This is a genomic window from Bradyrhizobium sp. USDA 4461, assembly GCF_054055655.1.
This window is the reverse complement of record NZ_JBSRXM010000001.1, coordinates 5,466,574-5,485,409: the sequence shown is the minus strand read 5'-3', so window position 1 is coordinate 5,485,409 and position 18,836 is coordinate 5,466,574. Positions and strand designations below refer to the sequence as shown.

At 64.7% G+C, this 18,836-nt stretch carries 23 protein-coding genes; 9 read left to right on the top strand and 14 right to left on the bottom strand.

Annotation, left to right across the window (positions count from 1 at the left end; genetic code table 11):
• Positions 1 to 52: 52 nt before the first annotated feature.
• The 3 genes from ACVINW_RS25380 to ACVINW_RS25370 form a co-directional block, all read right to left on the bottom strand.
• Positions 53 to 277, bottom strand: a complete 225-nt coding sequence (locus tag ACVINW_RS25380) for a hypothetical protein (protein WP_456753833.1) — start codon at positions 275 to 277, stop codon at positions 53 to 55.
• A gap of 198 nt (positions 278 to 475) precedes the next feature.
• Positions 476 to 907, bottom strand: a complete 432-nt coding sequence (locus ACVINW_RS25375; protein ID WP_456753832.1) for an SRPBCC family protein — start codon at positions 905 to 907, stop codon at positions 476 to 478.
• A complete protein-coding gene (locus ACVINW_RS25370) occupies positions 904 to 1,227 on the bottom strand; it encodes an ArsR/SmtB family transcription factor (RefSeq protein WP_163154645.1) in 324 nt (107 codons plus the stop codon). Before ACVINW_RS25370 ends, ACVINW_RS25375 begins: the two co-directional genes overlap by 4 nt.
• A 1,062-nt stretch (positions 1,228 to 2,289) precedes the next feature.
• On the opposite strand from ACVINW_RS25370, the gene ACVINW_RS25365 reads away from it, so the two are divergent.
• Positions 2,290 to 3,042: a carbonic anhydrase gene (locus tag ACVINW_RS25365; protein WP_456753831.1), complete on the top strand. Its 753-nt coding sequence runs from the start codon at positions 2,290 to 2,292 to the stop codon at positions 3,040 to 3,042.
• A gap of 53 nt (positions 3,043 to 3,095) precedes the next feature.
• Positions 3,096 to 3,503 carry a ClpXP protease specificity-enhancing factor SspB gene (locus ACVINW_RS25360; RefSeq protein ID WP_456756494.1) on the top strand — a complete coding sequence of 136 codons (408 nt, stop codon included), beginning with the start codon at positions 3,096 to 3,098 and terminating at the stop codon, positions 3,501 to 3,503.
• Between the two features lie 22 nt (positions 3,504 to 3,525).
• On the opposite strand, the gene ACVINW_RS25355 is transcribed toward ACVINW_RS25360, so the two are convergent.
• Together ACVINW_RS25355 and ACVINW_RS25350 are read right to left on the bottom strand one after the other, a co-directional pair.
• Positions 3,526 to 4,311, bottom strand: coding sequence for a 2-keto-4-pentenoate hydratase (locus ACVINW_RS25355; RefSeq protein WP_456753830.1), 786 nt, complete (start codon positions 4,309 to 4,311; stop codon positions 3,526 to 3,528).
• A gap of 108 nt (positions 4,312 to 4,419) precedes the next feature.
• Positions 4,420 to 5,448, bottom strand: coding sequence for an SDR family oxidoreductase (locus tag ACVINW_RS25350; protein WP_456753829.1), 1,029 nt, complete (start codon positions 5,446 to 5,448; stop codon positions 4,420 to 4,422).
• 95 nt (positions 5,449 to 5,543) lie between these two features.
• On the opposite strand from ACVINW_RS25350, the gene ACVINW_RS25345 reads away from it, so the two are divergent.
• Positions 5,544 to 5,972: a winged helix-turn-helix transcriptional regulator gene (locus ACVINW_RS25345; protein ID WP_456753828.1), complete on the top strand. Its 429-nt coding sequence runs from the start codon at positions 5,544 to 5,546 to the stop codon at positions 5,970 to 5,972.
• 30 nt (positions 5,973 to 6,002) lie between these two features.
• On the opposite strand, the gene ACVINW_RS25340 is transcribed toward ACVINW_RS25345, so the two are convergent.
• From ACVINW_RS25340 to ACVINW_RS25330, 3 genes are all read right to left on the bottom strand, one after another.
• Complete coding sequence (locus ACVINW_RS25340) at positions 6,003 to 6,809, bottom strand: phytanoyl-CoA dioxygenase (RefSeq protein ID WP_456753827.1); 807 nt, start codon at positions 6,807 to 6,809, stop codon at positions 6,003 to 6,005.
• Between the two features lie 255 nt (positions 6,810 to 7,064).
• Positions 7,065 to 7,430 (bottom strand): RNA polymerase-binding protein DksA, encoded by a 366-nt coding sequence (dksA, locus tag ACVINW_RS25335; RefSeq protein WP_456753826.1) that lies wholly within the window; start codon positions 7,428 to 7,430, stop codon positions 7,065 to 7,067.
• Between the two features lie 210 nt (positions 7,431 to 7,640).
• Positions 7,641 to 8,252, bottom strand: a complete 612-nt coding sequence (locus tag ACVINW_RS25330) for an NAD(P)-dependent oxidoreductase (protein ID WP_456753825.1) — start codon at positions 8,250 to 8,252, stop codon at positions 7,641 to 7,643.
• 102 nt (positions 8,253 to 8,354) lie between these two features.
• Between ACVINW_RS25330 and ACVINW_RS25325 the strand changes: the two genes are divergently transcribed.
• Positions 8,355 to 8,741, top strand: coding sequence for a winged helix-turn-helix transcriptional regulator (locus ACVINW_RS25325; protein ID WP_456753824.1), 387 nt, complete (start codon positions 8,355 to 8,357; stop codon positions 8,739 to 8,741).
• Positions 8,742 to 8,798: 57 nt separating this feature from the next.
• Here ACVINW_RS25325 and ACVINW_RS25320 read toward each other — a convergent pair whose 3' ends face one another.
• Entirely contained in the window at positions 8,799 to 9,212 is a 414-nt protein-coding gene (locus ACVINW_RS25320; RefSeq protein WP_456753823.1) for a flagellar assembly protein FliX, read from the bottom strand.
• Positions 9,213 to 9,479: 267 nt separating this feature from the next.
• Between ACVINW_RS25320 and ACVINW_RS25315 the strand changes: the two genes are divergently transcribed.
• The 4 genes from ACVINW_RS25315 to ACVINW_RS25300 all read left to right on the top strand — a co-directional run bounded on the left by ACVINW_RS25315 (position 9,480) and on the right by ACVINW_RS25300 (position 12,029).
• Entirely contained in the window at positions 9,480 to 10,604 is a 1,125-nt protein-coding gene (locus tag ACVINW_RS25315; RefSeq protein WP_456753822.1) for a flagellar basal body P-ring protein FlgI, read from the top strand.
• Positions 10,604 to 10,960 (top strand): flagellar assembly peptidoglycan hydrolase FlgJ, encoded by a 357-nt coding sequence (flgJ, locus tag ACVINW_RS25310; protein ID WP_456753821.1) that lies wholly within the window; start codon positions 10,604 to 10,606, stop codon positions 10,958 to 10,960. Before ACVINW_RS25315 ends, flgJ begins: the two co-directional genes overlap by 1 nt.
• 22 nt (positions 10,961 to 10,982) lie before the next feature.
• Positions 10,983 to 11,480 (top strand): hypothetical protein, encoded by a 498-nt coding sequence (locus ACVINW_RS25305; RefSeq protein ID WP_456753820.1) that lies wholly within the window; start codon positions 10,983 to 10,985, stop codon positions 11,478 to 11,480.
• Positions 11,481 to 11,642: 162 nt separating this feature from the next.
• Positions 11,643 to 12,029, top strand: a complete 387-nt coding sequence (locus tag ACVINW_RS25300) for a hypothetical protein (RefSeq protein ID WP_456753819.1) — start codon at positions 11,643 to 11,645, stop codon at positions 12,027 to 12,029.
• A 23-nt stretch (positions 12,030 to 12,052) separates the two neighbouring features.
• Here ACVINW_RS25300 and ACVINW_RS25295 read toward each other — a convergent pair whose 3' ends face one another.
• The 3 genes from ACVINW_RS25295 to ACVINW_RS25285 all read right to left on the bottom strand — a co-directional run bounded on the left by ACVINW_RS25295 (position 12,053) and on the right by ACVINW_RS25285 (position 14,188).
• A complete protein-coding gene (locus ACVINW_RS25295; protein ID WP_456753818.1) occupies positions 12,053 to 12,418 on the bottom strand; it encodes a hypothetical protein in 366 nt (121 codons plus the stop codon).
• Positions 12,419 to 12,446: 28 nt separating this feature from the next.
• A complete protein-coding gene (gene flaF / locus ACVINW_RS25290; protein WP_456753817.1) occupies positions 12,447 to 12,812 on the bottom strand; it encodes a flagellar biosynthesis regulator FlaF in 366 nt (121 codons plus the stop codon).
• A 206-nt stretch (positions 12,813 to 13,018) separates the two neighbouring features.
• On the bottom strand, positions 13,019 to 14,188 hold the full coding sequence (locus ACVINW_RS25285; protein WP_456753816.1) for a flagellin N-terminal helical domain-containing protein: 1,170 nt from the start codon (positions 14,186 to 14,188) through the stop codon (positions 13,019 to 13,021).
• 364 nt (positions 14,189 to 14,552) lie between these two features.
• Here ACVINW_RS25285 and flbT point away from each other — a divergent pair, with 364 nt between their 5' ends.
• Positions 14,553 to 14,972, top strand: a complete 420-nt coding sequence (flbT, locus tag ACVINW_RS25280) for a flagellar biosynthesis repressor FlbT (RefSeq protein ID WP_456753815.1) — start codon at positions 14,553 to 14,555, stop codon at positions 14,970 to 14,972.
• A gap of 74 nt (positions 14,973 to 15,046) precedes the next feature.
• Here the strand turns inward: flbT and ACVINW_RS25275 are convergent, their stop codons facing one another.
• Together ACVINW_RS25275 and flgK are read right to left on the bottom strand one after the other, a co-directional pair.
• Complete coding sequence (locus ACVINW_RS25275) at positions 15,047 to 16,927, bottom strand: flagellar protein (RefSeq protein ID WP_456753814.1); 1,881 nt, start codon at positions 16,925 to 16,927, stop codon at positions 15,047 to 15,049.
• 7 nt (positions 16,928 to 16,934) lie between these two features.
• Positions 16,935 to 18,812: a flagellar hook-associated protein FlgK gene (flgK, locus tag ACVINW_RS25270; protein ID WP_456753813.1), complete on the bottom strand. Its 1,878-nt coding sequence runs from the start codon at positions 18,810 to 18,812 to the stop codon at positions 16,935 to 16,937.
• Between the last annotated feature and the right edge of the window lie 24 nt (positions 18,813 to 18,836).

Genomic DNA, 18,836 nt, shown 5'->3' with positions numbered 1-18,836 from the left:
TGCCTCGCGTCCCCCGCCTGCCCTATGCAATCATATTTGGGATGCCGGGACATCACGCTTGTGAGCCCGAGGTCGATCCCCGCCGCGGTGCCAGATAGGGCAACGCGAACAGATACAGGCCGCTGAGCAGCATAGGGATCAGCGGGAACAGGGCCAGCAGGCCGATCCAGGTCGCCTGCTGCTGCAGCACCATGGCGACGATGTTGATGATCACGGCAACCGTGAAGGCGATCGAGAGCCAGCGGTGAAATTGCCTGATCCAGTTGTTCCAGTTCATGGGGTCTCCTGTGGTGGGTTTTGAGTAAAGCGTCATTGCGAGGAGCGAAGCGACGACTTGTCCGCCGAAGCCTTGGCGAAGGCGGAAGCAATCCATCTATCCGCATATGCGGCACGATGGATTGCTTCGCGGAGCCTGTCATCGGGCGGCGCTGCGCGCCGACCCGTTGGCTCGCAATGACGAGAGAGAGCGCGGGTGTCAGCCCTCGCGCGTCATCAGCTGATCGAGCTTCTCGAGGAACTGCTTCCAACCGGCATGGGCGCCGCCATAGGCCTGCTTCTGATGCGGCTGGAAGCCGGACTGCTCGACGCGCAGATGGGTGCCCTTCGCCGTCGGCGTCAGCGTGAACACCACCACGCTCTCGAGATTGTAGGCGGCATCCTCGTGCGCGAAATTCCAGGTGTAGGACAGCGTCCGGTGCGGCTCGACCGCGAGCACCTTGCAGTCCAGCACCCCGCCCCACTCGCCGCGCAGATTGAAGCTGTGCCCGACCTCAGGCTTGAAGTCGTTCTTCATCAGCCACTCCTCCATCAGATGCGGTTGCGTCAGCGCGCGCCAGAGCTTTTCCGGCGGATGGGGAAATTCGCGCTCGACGACTGCGGCGCGCGTCTCACGGCTGGTGTTGGTCATTGGTCCATCCTTTTGAGGAGATCTTCGAGGTGGTCGAACCGGTTCTGCCAGAAGCCCGCCATCTGGCTGGTCCAGTCGATCAGCGGCGCCAGCGCGCCGAGTTGCGCGCTGTAGTGCGTCTGCCGCCCTTCATGGCGGTCGCGCACCAGCCCCGCCTGCTTCAGCACGCCGAGATGTTTCGACACCGCCGGCTGCGAGATCCTGGCCCGCGCCGTCAGCGCGCCGACGGTCTGCTCGCCCTCGCGGCACAGGCGCTCGAAGATCGCCCGGCGGGTCGGGTCGGCGAGCGTTCGAAACAGCACGTCATGAGCATCCGGCATTGATCAATAACCCATCGGTTATGGATCTACGTATAACCAGCTGGCTATGAATGAGTCAATGGAGAACTTTCACGACCGCACCACTTTGGTCAAAGATCGGCCAATTCTGCGGCCCCAGTCCTGGAACATGACGGCCACGACATTCCATAACCCACAGGTTATTCACCGCGACCATTTTGCCCGACGGGCAACTCAGCAAAATCTGTCAATCCGTTCGCACAAAAATATTTCGCTTTATCCGAAGCACAACTCGGTGTATGAATTCCCCGTCTCACCCGATCGAGGGGCGCTTCGCGGTCGTCACGAACGCGGGTCGAGATGCGGTGGACGCCGAATGCGCAGTTGACGAACGCGCATGAGGCGGACGGCGAAATCGTGCAGGCCTGACGCCCTAGCGGTAGGTGTCTCTTCCGATTGCGCAAATGCGCGTTGCGAAGACGGTGACAACAAAGCCAAGTCTCGCCGGGGAGAGCACGTATAAGCCGTAACCCATCGCGCAGGGAAAGCCGGATTGCTCCGGTTACACCTGTGGTCCTACCCCCCGTGCTTTCTACCTATTGCACGGGGCCCATGGGTGCGATCGGCACCCGGCTTTCCCTGCGCCCTCACCAACGGAGAGGGCGAAACGACAAGCAAAGCTCGGACAATTCATGTCGCGAGAATGCGAAACTGTATCCTCATCTACAACTGTCATCGCCCGGCTCGCCGCCTCCGCTGAAGCTTCGGCGAGCCCAAGACCGCAAGCCCCGTCGAAGCCTTGGCGAAGACGGGACCGGGCGATCCAGTACGCCGCGGCTTCTCGGCTCAAGCACAGTCGCCTCTGGAATACTGGATCACCCGCTTTCGCGGGTGATGACGCCGCGTTGTTGGGCATCTTGAAGCGAGAAACACCCTCACCGTCGTCCTGGCGAAGGCCAGGACCCATTACCCCAATTCTCAATCGTTGCGCGACGCCGGGGCCACCAGGACGACGATGGTGTGTGTGCGGCGGGTCGTTGCGGCGGCGCCGCCCATGACCTACACATATTGCGCGGATGCGGTCCTTGTTCACGGAGAACCTTGATGTGCCAGCTCTGCGACGTCATTCCTCCCAGCCAGACCTCGCGGCGGCGCTTCCTCGCCGCGGCGGCCTGCACCGCGGCCAGTCTTGCCTTTGCGCCGCCTGCGACAGCCAAGGAGACAACGCCGCCGCCGAAGCCGCAGAACGTGGTGTCGCCCGATGCGGCGCTCGACCGGCTGCTGAAGGGCAATCTGCGCTACGTCGAAGGCGTGTCGCGGCGGCATGATTTCAAGCACGAGCGCGAAGCGCTCGCCGGCGGACAGAATCCATTCGCGGGCATCCTGAGTTGCGCGGACTCCCGCATCGCACCGGAATATGCCTTCGACACCGGGCGCGGCGACCTGTTCGTCTGCCGCGTCGCCGGCAATTTCGCCAGCAACGAGACGATCGCGAGCCTGGAATATGCGCAGTCCGTGCTCGGCGTGCCGCTGTTCATGGTGCTCGGCCATGACAACTGCGGCGCGGTCGACGCCGCGATCAAGTCGCTGAAGGACAACATCACCCTGCCCGGACATCTGCCCTCGCTGGTCACCGCGATCGCGCCGGCTGTGAAGGCGACCGAGGGCGGCCCGGGCGACCGGCTCACCAACGCCATCCGGCAGAACGTGATCGACAATGTCGCGAAGCTCAGATCGGCGACGCCGATCCTCAGCGCCGCGGTCGACCAGGGCAAGCTCAGGATCGTCGGCGCGGTCTACCGGCTGGTCGACGGCAAGGTCGAACTCGTCTCGGACGCCAAGCGGCCGGCGATTTGAACCTCGGCGCAGCCCGCGGCCACTGAAGCCAGGAACGACATCGCGTGAGCGACATGGAGAAGCGGATGTGGCGCCGGTGCGCCGGGATCGCGGGAGTGCTGCTGCTGGCGGCGTCATTGACGGCGCATGCCGACGCCGAGCCGTGCAACACCGCGACGAAGCGGATCGAGATGAGGGCGTCGCTGCGCCGCGCCGCGGAGGACCGGCCGGTCAACATCACCTTCGCGACCAGGGCGCGCGGCGTGAAACTGCCCGCCGCCGTGGTCGAGAGATACCCCGAGGAGATCACCATCATCCTGCAGCACGAGTTCGATCGCCTCGTGGTGACCGAGGACGGCTTCGAGGTCGGCGTCTGGTTCAAGCGCAAATATGCCAGGGTGACCGTGCCGTTCGACGCGGTGAGCGCGTTGTGGGACGGCACGGTTCGGATGTGCGCGGACAGTGAGCCGGGAGACCAGTGACCATCGCGAAGGACATGAACAGTCACGTAAACGTCGCTTCCACCTTGCCGAGGCTGTCGAGCTCCATCACGACCGCATCGCCCGCCTTCAGCCAGATCGTTTTGACCAGGCTGCCGGTCATCACGATCTGGCCGGCATGCAGGCCGCGGCCCTCGGTGGCGAGATGATTGGCGAGCCAGGCGAGCGCGTTGTGGGGATGGCCGAGCACGTCGGCGCCGGTGCCGCGCCCTTCCTCGTTGCCGTTGACCATCGCGCGCCCGCTGACCGCGCGCAGATCGGGCACGGTGATGCGCGGCACGGCTTCGCCGAGCACGCAGCCGGCAGCGAAGAAGTCGTCGGCGATCAATGTCGGCGCGCCCAGCGTCTCCCATTTGACGTAGCGGTCGTCGACGATCTCGATCGCGGGATGATAGGCCTCGATCGCCTCCGCCACCCATTCGGCGGTGAACGGCGCTTCGCTCGGCGCCAGGTTGCGCGCCAGCCGCACCGCGATCTCGCACTCGACGCCGACATGGACGAAGTCGGCCGCCGGCAGCCGCACGCCGCTGTCATGCACCACTTTCTCGAATATGCCGCCGCCGCAGGGATGCGGAATGTTGATGTACTCCTGCATCACCGCGCTGGTGCAGCCGATCTTGTAGCCGACAAGGCTGCCGACCTGCGGCTGCAACAGATCGTGCAGCGCGTACTGCACCTGATAGCCTTCGGCCTCGTCGAGCGGCACGACGTCTTTCGGAAGCGCCTTGAGCGGCGTACGGTTGCGGCGCGCGTTGGCGATCGCCTTTGCGGCCGCGAGGACCCGATCCATCTGCGCAGCCTCCCTGATGTTCTCGGCGGCGCGTTGGCGCCAGCGTCTGCTCACGGCAATTCAGCACTCGCCGACGCGTCTGGCAAGCACGCTGGGCGGGAGCCGCCGTCAGGCCTTGACCAGACCCAGCCTGATCAGGCTCTCGGCGGTGGCGACCAGCATCTCCTCATTGCCGCGCGGCCGCCAGCCGAGCAGACTTTGCGCCTTGGCGCTGGTCGAGCGGCGCACCTTGCCGAGCAATGGCAGCGCCGCGCGGGCCAACGGATTGCGCCGCGCGGCCAGCCGCATCATCCAGTCCGGCGCCTGGAACCGCGGCACCCGCCGCGCCTTGCTGCCGAGCTTTCTGCGCAGCAGCCGGGCGACCTGCAACACCGACATGGTCTCGCCGGCGACCGCGAGGAACCGTTCGCCCTTGGCCTTGGGCGATGTCATGGCGCGCAGATGCAGGTCGGCGACATCGCGCACGTCGACCAGGCCGAAATGGATCCGTGGCACCGCCGGCATCGCGCCGTCGAGCAGCGCCTTGATGATGCCGATCGACTCCGAGAAATCGGCACCAAGCGCCGGGCCGAACACCGCGGTCGGATTGACCACCGCAAGCTCGAGGCCACCTCCTTCGCGGGCGATGAAATCCCAGGCGGCGCGCTCGGCCAGCGTCTTGGATTTCGGATAGGCCTGCACGTCGGGGCCATCCAGATTGGACCACACGGTCTCATCGAACGGCTTGGCTTGCGGCGGGTGGCCATAGCCGATCGCTGCGAACGACGATGTGACGACGACGCGTTTGACGCCGGCATCGCGCGCCGCGCGCAGCACCCGCAGCGTGCCTTCCCGTGCCGGCACGATCAGCTCGTTCTCGTCCTCCGGCAGGTGAGCGCCAAGCGGCGATGCGACATGCAGCACGTAATCGCACCTTGCGGCCGCCTCGCGCCAGCCGTCATCGCGCAGCAGGTCGGCGGTGACGAAGCCGACCCGGTCGGCCGTCAGCGCGCCGCCTTCGCGCAGCATCGCGATCACGTCGTTGCTGCGATCCGGATTGCGCACCGTGGTTCGCACCGCATGCCCGTCGGCGAGCAGTTGCAGGATGGTATGCACGCCGATGAAACCCGAACCGCCTGTGACCAAAACCGTGCTCATGTCCTCGCCCTCCTGATGGTTCGGCGGGACCGGACATTGCGCCGCCCACCCTGCACAGCCCGCATCTGGTCACTATCTGACGTTGGACAAGTAGAATGAAATTCGAGACCGGTATGGAAAACAATACCAGCGAACTGTGTGACGGCAGTGAATGCGAGAGCTGCCCGACCGACCCGAGCCTTTTGATCGAGTTCAAGCACGCGATCCGCTCGCTCGGGGGCAAATGGAAGCTCGAGATCCTGTTCACGCTGATGCATGGTGGCGTGCGGTTCGGCGCGCTGCGCCGCGCGCTGGTGCCGATCACCCAGCACATGCTGACCGCGCAGCTGCGCGAGCTCGAGCGCGACGGCCTGGTGGCGCGCAAGGTGCTCGCCGAGAAGCCGCTGCAGGTCGCATACGAGCTGACGGATTCGGCCTGGAGCCTGACGCCGGCGTTCCGCGAATTGCTGGTGTGGTCGAAGACCTACGGCCCGCGCCGTCAGACGGAGGCGAGCGAGACGGCACTCGAGGCCGGATTGGCCTGAATGTCGTCTCGCCTTCGGAACGGTACGCGGTCAACCCATGTCGAGCGCCTGACGGATCGCGATCTCGACCGGCGAGTAGGCACCATCGTCACGCGTGAGCCGATACGGCTCACCGGGGCTGAGCGCGGGCTGTGCCATGAAGCGCGGCCGCTTGCCCCGATGGATTTGCGCGGCGTGCACCAGGAACGGATGGCACAAATAGACGGTGCCGGCCTCCCCCGTCGCCAGTGCGAGCTCGCAATCGGCGCCCATCTGCGCGAGGTCCATGCGCGCGCGTCCCGCCTCGCCCGCCGGTGCGAGGTAGCGCGCCATCGGACCATGCGAGCCGACCCTGATCCGGGTCGGCGCATCGTCCTCGCCGACATCGGAGAACAGGAACAGCATCAACAGCGCGCGGCCGCGCGAGTTGACGTTGACCCGCCAAGCGGAGAAATCGCTCCGCTCGTCCGGATCGCAATCGTCGCCGGGGAAGCTGACGTCGACATGCCAGCCGGCATCGCCCGGATCATCCGGATGCGGGAAACGCACCGGGAAGGTCCCGATGTCGTGCCGCGGAGACCAGCGGCCGGGACCGACGATCTGGTCGAAGGCGCGATACAGCACCGGCGTGTTGATCGCCTCGCGGAACGGCGTGCCGCCATATCCCGGCAAGCGGATCACCGGCTGGGTCCAGCTCGAAGCATCGTACTCGCTGCACGGCAGGTCGCGCCACATGATGGCGCGGCCGGCATCGGCGAGTTCGCGGGGAAAGGCGTTGTCGATCCTGACAAAGCCCTGTTCGATGAATTGCTCGATTTGCGCGCCGCTCAGCGCGCGCGCGTCGTCTCGATCGGTCATGATTGTCTCTCAAACTGTCGCCAGCCATCGATGGTCCGCGCTGCGCGGAACCTGGCCGGTTCATTCGGTTCACTGGAATCCCGCGAGCCCAAGCTCAGGGGGACGATCAGCGCTTCGCCGTGGAAGCGTGTTTCCTTGCGGAAACCAGATCAGCCCAGGAAGAACACCGAGGCGATGTCGAGAATGCGTGTCATCATGGCGGCGCGAACCTACAACCGGTGCGCGCCGGGATCAATCGGTGGTGGTCACCCGCCACTATTCGTCGCGATAGACCTTCTCGCGCTTCTCGTGGCGTTCCTGCGCCTCGACCGACAGCGTCGCGATCGGGCGAGCTTCGAGCCGCTTCAGCGAGATCGGGTCACCAGTCTCTTCGCAATAGCCGTAGGTGTTGTCTTCGATGCGCTGGAGCGCCGCGTCGATCTTGGAGATCAGCTTGCGCTGACGATCGCGGGCACGGAGTTCGATCGCGCGGTCGGTTTCCGAGGAAGCTCGGTCCGCGAGGTCGGGGTGGTTGACGTTCTCTTCCTGCAACGTCTGCAGCGTGATCTTCGATTCGCGGAGGATCTCGTCCTTCCAGGCCAGCAGCTTGGCGCGGAAATATTCGCGCTGCCGCTCATTCATGAAAGGCTCTTTTTCAGTCGGCCGGTAGTTCTTCAGCTTTTCCAAAGGCAGCCATGTCCCTGTCTGGCGGAGGGAACAAAACCCCTCTGCGCGGCGCCTTATATAGCCACGCCATGTGACAGACAATATCTGCCACCGCGAAAGCCGGGGTGCCCCCAAGGCCTTGCACAGGCAAACTTATCCGCCCTGCCTGGGGGCCGCCCCTCCCCCTTAATAGCCGACCGTAAAGCGCTGCCGGATATGGGCCGGGCGCTCGATTTCGTCGGCGAGTGCGACTGCGAAATCCTCGAACGAGATCGAGCTTTTCCCGTCGGCCGCGGTCAGGAGCCGGTCGGTGCCGAGGCGGAACTTGCCGGTCCGCTCGCCCGGCACGAACAGCGCCGAGGGCGACAAAAAGGTCCAGTTCAAGTCCTTTTCCTGGCGCAGCAGGTCGAGGAATTCGGCCCCTTTGGTCGCTTCGGCCTTGTACTGGGCCGGGAAGTTCGGGGTGGTCACCAGGCGGACGCCGGGCGCCACCTCGAGGCTGCCGGCGCCGCCGACCACGAGATAGCGGCCGACCCCGGACGCCTTGGCTGCCCCGATCAGCTTGACCGGATCGCTGACGGTGAAATGGACGGAACTGATCGCGGCATCATGGCCGGCCCACAGCGCCGCCAATCCGGCCTGGTCGTTCACGTCGCCCTTCTTGGCCGTGACGTTCGGCAGCACCGCGATCTTCTCCGGGTTGCGGGCGATGGCGGTGACGGCATGGCCGCGGCGGGCGAGTTCCGCGGTGAGGCGCGAGCCGGCCTGGCCGGACGCACCGGCGATGGCGATCTTCATTCTAGTCTCCGATTGATAGTTTCCAATGGTGACTAGATAGCGAAATGGATGTAGGTGTGAAGAAGGCACTCTTGTCTCACCTGATTACGCCGGAGTAACCCGATGAAAGCCGCCAGCCTGAAGCCGGACGCCTATGCCGCCAATTGCCCGACGCGCCAGATCCTCGACCGGGTCGGCGACAAATGGGCGGTGCTGATCCTGCTGCTGCTGCGCAGCGAGCCGATGCGCTTCAACCAGCTGCGCCGCGCCATCGAGGGCATCTCGCAGAAGATGCTGTCGCAGGTGTTGAAGAGCCTCGAGCGCGACGGGCTGCTGCGCCGCCGCGCGATCGCAACCGTTCCGGTCACTGTGGAGTATTCGATCACGCCGCTCGGGCTGACGCTCGCCGAAGCAGTCGATCCGCTGCGCGACTGGGCCGAGCAGAATCTGAAGGAGGTGCTGGCCGCGCAGCGCCGCTACGACACGCAGCGCAAGGCACTGGCGGCCTGAGGCGCTGGCGGCCCGAGGCGCTAAGGGCTCGAGAGAAGTTGGCTGATCGAAAGGAGCCTAGTATTGCCCGGCCTTGGCGAGTTCGACTTCGACGCGCAATTCGATCTCGCTCAGCACGGCATCGAGGCCGGGATCGCCGGAGGATTCCTTCAGGCTCGCGGCGGCGTCGCGCAGCCGGTTCACGGTGGAGGAATCGAAATTGCCGGACAGCAATCCGAGCTTGAGCGCGTCGAGCACGTCGAGCGCGCCCTTGCCGCGGGCGACCGAGCGCTTGCGGCGTTCGGTCGGATCTTCGACGCCCTGCAGCGCGAGCAGCGCGTCGAGGCTGGCCGCGGCCTTCGGCGCAGTGGTGGAACGGACCTCTTCCTGCGCGGTGGTCGCATCCGGCAGCGCGAAGCCGCTTCCCGAGGTGCGCCGCGTCGAGCTGGTCGACGTGCCAAGCGTGGTGCCATTCGGTCCGTAGATGCGCATCTGGATGATCCCGCAGGCCTGAATGGGCCGAGCATCGCCGTTTTATGGTTAACGACACGTAAACGACCCGGCAATTTCTGCAGCCCACACGGCAGTTTCGCGCTGCCTGGCCAACCCGAGCCAAATGGCGACCCGACAATTTCGATAAATATATCAATTCATTGCCCCGTCGAAACGACGTGGCACGCAGCTCGCATGGTTAATGGCGGATCGCCGTCATGGGAGTGTCGCGCGATCCGCGCGTTGAAGTTCGAGGGGAGCATCGGGATGCCCGGCATCCGCATCGCAAATCTGGTCGGAGTGGCCTGCGCCGCGTTGCTGGCGCTGGCGGCTTCCGTCATGCCGGCGGCCGCGACGTCGCGGATCAAGGATCTCGCCAATATCGAGGGCGTGCGTCAGAACCAGTTGATCGGCTACGGCCTCGTGGTCGGCCTCAACGGCACCGGCGATACGCTCAACAACATCCCCTTCACCAAGCAATCGCTGCAGGCGATGCTCGAGCGCATGGGCGTCAACATCCGCGGCGCCACCATCCGCACCGGCAACGTCGCCGCCGTGATGGTCACCGGCAACCTGCCGGCGTTCGGAACCCAGGGCACGCGGATGGACGTCACCGTCTCCGCGCTCGGCGACGCCAAGAACCTGCAGGGCGGCACCCTGCTCGTCACCCCCCTGCTCGGCGCCGACGGCAATGTCTACGCAGTGGCACAGGGATCGGTCGCGGTCGCAGGCTTCGCAGCCGAAGGCGCCGCCGCCAGCGTGGTCCGCGGCGTACCGACGGTCGGCCGGATCGCCAACGGCGCCATCATCGAGCGCGAGATCGAATTCGCGCTCAATCGCCTGCCGAATGTGCGGCTCGCGCTGCGCAACGCAGACTTCACCACCGCGAAGCGGATTGCGGCCGCGGTCAACGACTATCTCGGGGTCAAGACCGCCGAGCCGATCGATCCTTCCACCGTCCAGCTTTCGATCCCACCGGAGTTCAAGGGCAACGTCGTTGCCTTCCTGACCGAGATCGAGCAGTTGCAGGTCGACCCCGATCTCGTCGCGAAGATCGTGATCGACGAGCGCTCCGGCATCATCGTGATGGGCCGCGACGTGCGCGTCGCGACGGTCGCGGTGGCCCAGGGCAACCTCACCGTCACGATCTCGGAAGCCCCGCAGGTCAGCCAGCCCAATCCGCTGTCGCGCGGCCGAACGGTCGTGACACCGCGCACCAGCGTCGGCGTCAGCGAGGACGGCAAGAAATTTGCGCTCGTCAGAAACGGCGTCTCGCTGCAGCAGCTCGTCGACGGCCTCAACGGCCTCGGCATCGGACCGCGCGACCTGATCAGCATCCTGCAAGCGATCAAGGCCGCCGGCGCCATCGAAGCCGACATCGAGGTGATGTGATGGCGAGCCTGATCAACAGCACCACCGGCAGCATGCCGAACAAGGCCTTGATGCCGATGTTCAACGGCCGCCCCGATCCCGTGCTGCAGGACGCGATCAAAAAGGTGACGCCGCAGCAGCTCGCCAAGGCGAAAGCGACCGCGACCGACTTCGAATCGATGTTCCTGAACTCGATGTTCTCGCAGATGACCACCGGCCTGAAGGGCGAAGGCCCCTACGGCGACACGGTCGGCACCGGCCCGTGGCGCTCGATGCTGACCGACGAATATTCGAAGAACTTCGCCAAGGCCGGCGGCGTCGGCATTTCCAACGAAGTGTTCCGCTCGCTGATCCTGCAGCAGGCGGGCAAGAGCTAATTCGGTTTCAAGGAGCAGCGCGATGAACCAGCGTCCACAGCACCGGCCAGCATCCACCCCCGCCGCGCGGGGCGCGACGTCGACGCCGCCCGACGTCGCCCGGCTCGCCAATGAGCTGACCGACGTGATGAGCGGGCTGCTTGCCGTCGTCGAGCAGGAAACCGAATTCGTCCGCGCCGGCAAGATCCGCGAGGGCATGCGGCTCGAGGCGCAGAAGTCGGAACTGTCGCGGCGCTACATGCTGGCGGTCGAGCACCTGAAATCGATGCAGAAGATGCTGGCGCAGAGCGATCCCGAATTGCTGGCGACGCTGCGGCGGCATCACGAGACGTTCCGCGCCATGCTGCAGGTCAATCTGACCGTGCTTGCGACCGCGCATGCGGTCTCCGAAGGCATCGTGCGCGGCGTCAATGCCGAGGTGCAGCGGCGCAACATCCCGAACACCTACACCGCGAACGGCCAGCGCGCAGCGCCGGGCCCGCGCAACATGACGCCGATCGCGGTCAGCCGCACGCTCTGACGCGCATACGCCGACAATTTAGCTCAATTCGGCGCGGCGGCGGCAGCGCGCCGTTCAGCGTGTTTTCTAACACCCTATTGAGAGGTTCCCCGTAGAGTTGCGGATCGTGAGGGGTTGGGATTTGACTCAAGCAAACGAGTGCCTGTGCACTACGAGGCTGCCATGAGTACAGATTTCAACATCAAGCCGGTGGGGGCACCGGTCGCAGCGCCGATGATCACTCCCGTGAGCGATACGGCGCAGAAGGCGGTGAAGACCGAATTGCCCGCGAGCCAGAGCGTCACCGCTCCGGAGCCGAGCGTGCGCGTCACGATCGACCCCAATGCCGCCAATGCGTCGCTTTCGAACCAGGCTCCATCTGTCACCGACCAGGTCATCATCGACCGCGACGCGCGCGCCGTGGTCTATCAGGTGGTCGACAATCGTACCAACCTGGTGGTGAGGCAGTTTCCGGAAGAAGCCGTCTTGCGCCGCCGCGCCTATTTCCACACGCTCGATCTCAGCAAGGACGCGCCGACGCGCGCCAACGCGACCGACCGCCGCGCTTAGAACGCGAGCGAACCAACGTAACCTCAGGTCTTCTGCGTGGCGTAGGCCTTGTCGAGATAGGTCGATCCGGTGGCCGGATCGGTGACGACATTGGCGATCAGCGCCGTCCCCTGCTGCACCAGCGAGAACTTGGTATCGCCGATCCGGAACGCGCCGTCCTTGATCAGCACGTCCTGATACTTGCTGGTGCCGTCGCTCTGGTAGTGCACCTTGGCGCGGAAGCCATCGACGTTCGACACCGAGATGCTGAACGACTTGTTGTTGGCGTACTTGCCGCTCCAGCTGCCCTCATAGAGTTTCGGATCGACGGCCACATAGGGCGTCTTTGACGGAACCGTCAGGCCGGCAGCTTTGTAGTTGGCCGACAGGATGCTCAATACGTCGGCCATGTCGAGGCCTCCCGCGCGAACCGGTCGATCAGGCGCGGCCGGAGAGGCCGGCGGCGAGATTGCAGTTGATGTCGATCAGCGACTTCAGCTTCGCCGGGTCCGGATTCATCTGGATGTCGACGGTCTGCTTCATCACGAACACGCCGATGTTGGCGATGTTCTGCCGCACCTCGAGTGGCTGCGGATTGTCGTCGCCCTGCGCCGCGCTGAGGAAGATCGACCACAGCCGGCGGTTGAACAGCAATGCATGATCGAGCGCCTTGTCGGCACCGTTCCAATTGGTCTGGACTTCCTGCAACTGACGGGCCGCCTTCAGGAGCGCCTGCGCTTCGATTTCACGTGGGGACGCCGTCGTCGTGGACGTACGGGCGTAGGCCTGGGCTGCATTCGACATTAATGACCTCGGTGGGATGCGGATTTCTCGAGCCGCGGAGACGCAATTCTAGCGCCCGATATTTATGCATCCGCCGCCTTTAAATATGGTTAGCAGCCGTTACGAAATGCGTCATTCTGACGATGCGGAAAGATACCGTAATATCCCGGAGACAAACAAAAACGGCGGGGTTTCCCCCGCCGTTCCTGAAGAGCTTGTCGTTGCGCTTAGCGGAGCAGCTGCAGCACGCTCTGCTGGCTCTGGTTGGCGAGCGCGAGCGCGGAGACCGCGATCGACTGGCGGGTCGACAGCGCCTGGCTGTTGGCCGCTTCCTCGTTGGTGTCGGCCAGCGTCAGATTCGACGAACCGGTCTGCAGCACGTTGATCAGGTTCTTGGAGAAATCCTGACGGATCTGCACGATCGAGAGGTTCGAACCCAGCGTCGAGGCTTCGCTGCGCAACGCCGAGCTCGCCGAACTCAGCGACGCGATCACGCTGTTCGCCGAGTTGTTGTCGAGGAAGTCGGTGCCGGCGGTCAGCGACTTCAGACCGAGGCCGGAAGCGCTGAAGGTCACGCCGGTGATGCTCAGCGTGGACTTGCCGGTCTCGTTGAAGGTCAGCTTCAGGCTGTCGCCGTTCAGCAGGTTGATGCCGTTGAACGACGCATCCTGCGCCGTGGTCGTGATCTGCGAGATGGTGTTGTTGTACTGCTGCACCAGCGCCGCGCGCGCCGACTGCGAGGCGGAGTCGGCAACCGGAGCGGTGCCGGCTGCGCTGAACGTTGCGGTGCCGCCGCCGGTGTTGGTGAAGGTCGTCGCACCGATCGTCGAGGACGCCGCGTCATTGGTCGTGGTGATGACGAGCTTGTTGGAGCTGTCAAGGCTCGCCGTCAGGTTGCTGGCCGACAGCGCCGTGTTCAGCTGCGCCAGCGAGCTGCTCGCACCGAAGGTGAAGCTGAAGGCGGGCTGACCGGCCGAAGCCGCGATCGCCAGCACGTCGCCGCTCTTGATCGTGGTGCCGTCGACCAGGTTGGCCGCCGTGCCGCCGAGCGCCGCGGTCGAGGTGACCTGCGACCTGGTGGTGTAGCCCGTCGGGCTCTGCAGCACCTGGTTGGCAATCGATTTCGCGGAATCGACCAGCTTCTGCAGCGAGGTGATGCCGGTGTTGGCAGCCTGCAGCACCTGCACGCCGTTGCCGATGCCGTCGAGCAGGTTGTTGATGTCGCTGGCGCGGTTGTCGAGCGACTGTGCGGTGAAGAAGTTGGTCGGGTTGTCGAGCGCCGTGTTGACCTTCTTGCCGGTGGCAAGGCGGTTCTGCGTGGTGGAGAGCAGATCGGCGGTGGACTGGAGGGAGAGGAGGTTCTGGCGAACGGAGGACGAGAGAATGATATCGGACATTTTCATACCTTTCTGGTGTGAAACTGAGGAAAATGCCGCGCCGATCCTTTCTGATCGGGCGGATGGCCGATCCTGCGTTCAAGCCCGCGAAGGAAACAGAAATCTTCGGAACCGCATTTGAGACAAATGCAGAAGAATAAAATTGTCGCCATCAGGCGAGATTCGCCGCGAAAACGACTGAGAGAACTACCGATTCCGGCCGCACGCCGATCCCTGCGCCCGCCCCATGTTCACCAAGCATTAACCATCATGGGAAAGGATCGCTGTCGCATCGGCCCCGGGGCCGCGACGGCGGCTGCTAAGCAGCGCCGAACATGTTCCGCTAGCTGCGACATCGCGCGACTGCCGGCAAAGGAGAACGGTCATGGCCCTGAAGGTCGAACTCAAACCGAACGAGCGCATCATCGTCGGCAATTGCGTGATCACCAACACCGATCAGCGCGCCCGCCTGCTGATCGACGGCGACCGCATCCCGATCCTGCGCGAGAAGGATATCCTGACGCCGGAGACCGCAGACACCCCGGCGAAGCTGATCTATCTCGCGGTGCAGCTGATGTATCTGTCGCCGGACCCGATGGCGCACCACCCGACCTATTTCAGCCTGGTGCGCGACATCATCACCGCGATGCCGAGCGCCTGGCCGTTCATCGAGAGCGTCAACAACTTCATCCTCAACGGCGACCTCTATCACGCGCTGAAGGAATCCAAGAAGCTGATCGCGCATGAGGAGAAGCTGCTGGAAAGCGCGCGCGCCACTCAGGATGAGACCCGCAAGAGCGCGTAGCGCATCCGCTCGTCGCATCGAAAAAGGCCTCCGCGAGGAGGCCTTTTTGCTGGCTGGAGATGGGCGGTGCGCGATCAGCTGATCGGCAGATATTTCAGCAGCGTGGTCTGATACAGCATCGACGTCGTCTGGTACGACGCCTGCAGGCTGGTCTGCAGCGCCAGGATCTTGGTCGCGACCTCGTCCTGATTGACGCCTTCGACCGAGTCCAGCATCGTCTCCGCCATGCCCTTGAGCTGGGTCTGGCGATCGGTGGCGGCCTTGGTCGCGGTCTGCGCGCCGGCGAACTCGGCCTGCACATCCTGGATCTGCTGCTGGCCGTTCTGCGGGGCAAGATTCCCGCTGACGCGCTGCGCCAGCGCCGTCACCTGCGCGCTCGCATTCGGGTTGCTGGCATTGGTGGTGACCGCGGCATACACCGCGACGTTCTGCAGCAGATAGCGGAACGCCTGCTCGTTGGCGCGGGCGCCATATTGCACGGTGATCGATTGATCGACCTGCGCGACCGCGGTGCCGCGCGCCGATCCCGCGCCGTTCTCGCCGGTGTACCAGTAGACGGTGTTGTCGGGCGTGCCCGCGACCAGGCTGGTGGCGGTGTCGAACGGCGGTCCGCCGACCCTGAGCGGCGCCGGGGCCGCGGTGGTGTTGTTGGCGATGCCGAGCGCGCCGAGCGCAGCGGTATTCGAGCTCGAGATCGAGAGGCTCTCGCCGTCGGCGCCGTGCAAGGTGATCACGCCATTGCTGATGGTCGACGGGTTCTTGGTGCCGCTGATCTGGTCGATCTTCGCCATCAGCGTCTGCACGCTGTCGGTGATGTTGACCTGGTTGCCGGTGGCGCCCGAAGCCACGAAGGTGATCGGGGTGCCGTTCACCGTGATGGTGTCACCGGCCGCGAAGCCCGTCGACAGCGAGTCGGTGCCTGCCGCGCCCGAAAGCGCCGTGGCGCCTGAGATCGGCGCCGGCGGCGTGTTGTGGTTGTTGACGGCGGCGCCTGAGACGGTCGCGACCGGATTGAAGAAGTTGTTGGACGCTGCCACCGCGGAGGCTGCGACCAGCGAGGTGTCGCTCAACGTCTTGATCGAGGAGGTCAGCGTCGACTGCAAGTTGGCCGTCGTCGCCGTGGTGTCGGCGCCGATCAGGAACGAGCCGGTCGGCGGCGGGTTCGTCGTCGTCGCCGTCAGCTCAATCGCATCGGTGGTACCGTCGGGCAGCGTGAAATTGAACGTGATCTTGTCGCCATCCTTCGGATTGACGGCGCCGAGATCGACCGAGGCGGATTTCGGCGCGCCGGTCGGCTGCGTCACGGTAGCACCGGTCAATGACGATTGCACCGACAGCAGCTTCAGCCCGAACGGCGAGCCGTCCTCGGCGACGCTGGTCACCGTCGTGGTCGCCGGCGGCGACGAGACGCTCAGGCGCCCCATCAAATTGGCGCCCTGATCGGCCTGCTTGCGCTCATTGATGAGTTGGGTGAGACCGGCCTGGGTTGCCGTGCCCTTCAACATCGTGTCGGCGGAGACCGTGGCTGGCGTATCCATCGCGCGGCCGGAGAACAAATAGCGGTCGCCGGACTGGCTGTTCAGCATCGCGACTGCGTTGGCAAAGGCGGCCTGCGCCGTGATCTGGCCCGAGGTCTGGCCATTGTTGTTAAGCGTCAGCGTCGCCGTGGTCGCCGCGTTCTTCACCTGGGTGCCGACATCGGACAACCCCTGCAAGGTGAGGTTGGCGACATTCAGACGCGTGTTGAGATTGGTGGCAGTGTCGGAGAACGCGTTGATGCTGCTGATCTGGGCGCGCAGGCTGAGCGCGAAGCCGCGATCAAGCCCCTGCCCCGCATAGGTCGTCGAGACCTTGCCGGTCGCGAGTTGCGTCGTCAGGTCGTTGAGCTGACTGCGCAGGTTGAGGATCGTGGTGCCGATATAGGATGTTCTGCCGCTTACGCCGTCGATCGACATGTTACCCTCACGTGAGCTGCAGCAGCGCGTCGTACATCTGCTTGATCGACGACATCACGCGCGCATTGGCCGAATAGGCGTTCTGCAGCGAGAGCAGATGCGCCATCTCCTCGTCCATGTTGACGCCGGAGGTCGAGTCCATCTTGGTTTGCAGCGTATTCAGCACGACGTCCTGACCGTCGGCCAGTTGCTTGGCGGCGGTCGCCGATTCGCCCTGCTGGCTGATGAACTGCTTGGCAAAGTTCAGCAGCGTGCCGGTGAACGGCGCGCCCGACGTGCCGAGGCCGGTCTGCGGCGAATAGCTGTACGATGCGTTCGACAGCTGGTTCAGGATGAGGTTGGCCCGCGTGGTGTCGCCGGCCGGGGTCTGCGGATTGGTCGAGTACACGACCATGCGCGAGGGATCGCCGACCAGTGCGGTGTTGACGCTGATCCGTGCGGCAAGGCCGGTCGACTGGGTGCCGTTCGCGGTGATCGCACCGGTGTAGAGCCCGCCATTGTCGGTGAACAACGGCAGCTGCGGATCGCCCGACGTCAGCGACGAGACCGTCGAGGTGACCGAGGCTGCGGTCACGTCGGCCTTGTTGGCGGCGCCGTCGTCGAGCACGCGCAGGGTCGATCCCGAGGGATTGGAGAATTGCAGGCCGGTTCCGCCGAGCGCACCGTTGAGCTGTGCCAGCACCGAGCTCATGCCGCCGGAGAAATCCACGCCCAGCACCTCGTCGTTCGGATCGACTGTCGCGGTATTGCTCAGCGGCAGCACGCTCGGATCGTCGACGCGGATGATCGACAGATTGTGCGTCAGCCCGGTGGTGTTGTCCTTGTAGGAGACGTGGATGGTGTTGCCGTTCTGCAGCCCCGAAAGATCGAGGTCGAAGCCGGACTGCGCCCCCGCCGTGGCCGCCGTCCCCGCGGTGGTCTTATCCGACAGCGCGCTCGACATCGCGGCGGCGAACTGGTCGATCTGGGTCTGGGCCTGCGCCAGCGTGTTGTCGCGCAGCTCGAGATAGGCCGCGATCTTGCCGGAGCGGATCGAGTTGGTCGACACCATGTCGTAGGTGCCGCCATGCGGGAACGTGATGGTGATGGTGCCGACGGTGCTCTTGGTCGGGTCGGTGTTGTACAGCGTGTTGGGCGTCATCGTGCCCTGGGCATTGAAGCTGAGCGTCGCCGCCTCGGTGCCGACCAGCTGCACGCCGGAATTGGTGAACACTGACACCTGGTTCTGGCCGTTGGTGACGGTGCGGATGTCCATCAGCTGCGAAAGCTGCGTGACGTAGCGATCGCGCTGATCGAGCAACGCCGCAGTCGACGCATCGGTCGCGCCGCTATTGGCCGCCAGCTGCACATTGAGGCGCGCGATCTGCTGCATCGCATTGTTTGCGGTATTGATGGAGTCGCTGATGCCGGCTTCGGCATTGGCGCGCAACGTCTGGATGCCCTGCGAGGTCGCATTGAGCTGCTGCGCCATCGATTGCGCGGCGTTGACGACACCGATGCGCGCCGACTGCGAGTCCGGGCTGGTCGACAGCCCCTGCAGCGCGGTCAGGAATTTGTTGTAGGCATCCTCGATGGTACCGGTGGTGTCGGGATTGCCGTACACGCCCTGCAGATTGGCCAGGAATTGCGAGCGGACGTCGGCATAGGCGGCACCCGACGTCTCGGTGCGAAGCTGGGTCTGCAGGAATTCGTCGAGCTGGCGGTTGACGCCGGTGATCAGGACGCTCGAGCCGAACTGGCCGGTGGTGCCGGCGGTCTGGTTCAGCGTCTTCCTGACGTAGCCGGGCGTCTCCGCGTTGGCGACGTTCGAGGAGACGAGCGAGAGCGAGGCCTGCGTCGCGCGCAGGCCCGACATCGCGGTGGAAAGGGCTTGGCTCAAACCCATGCTGTGTACTCGCCTTTACTGCTT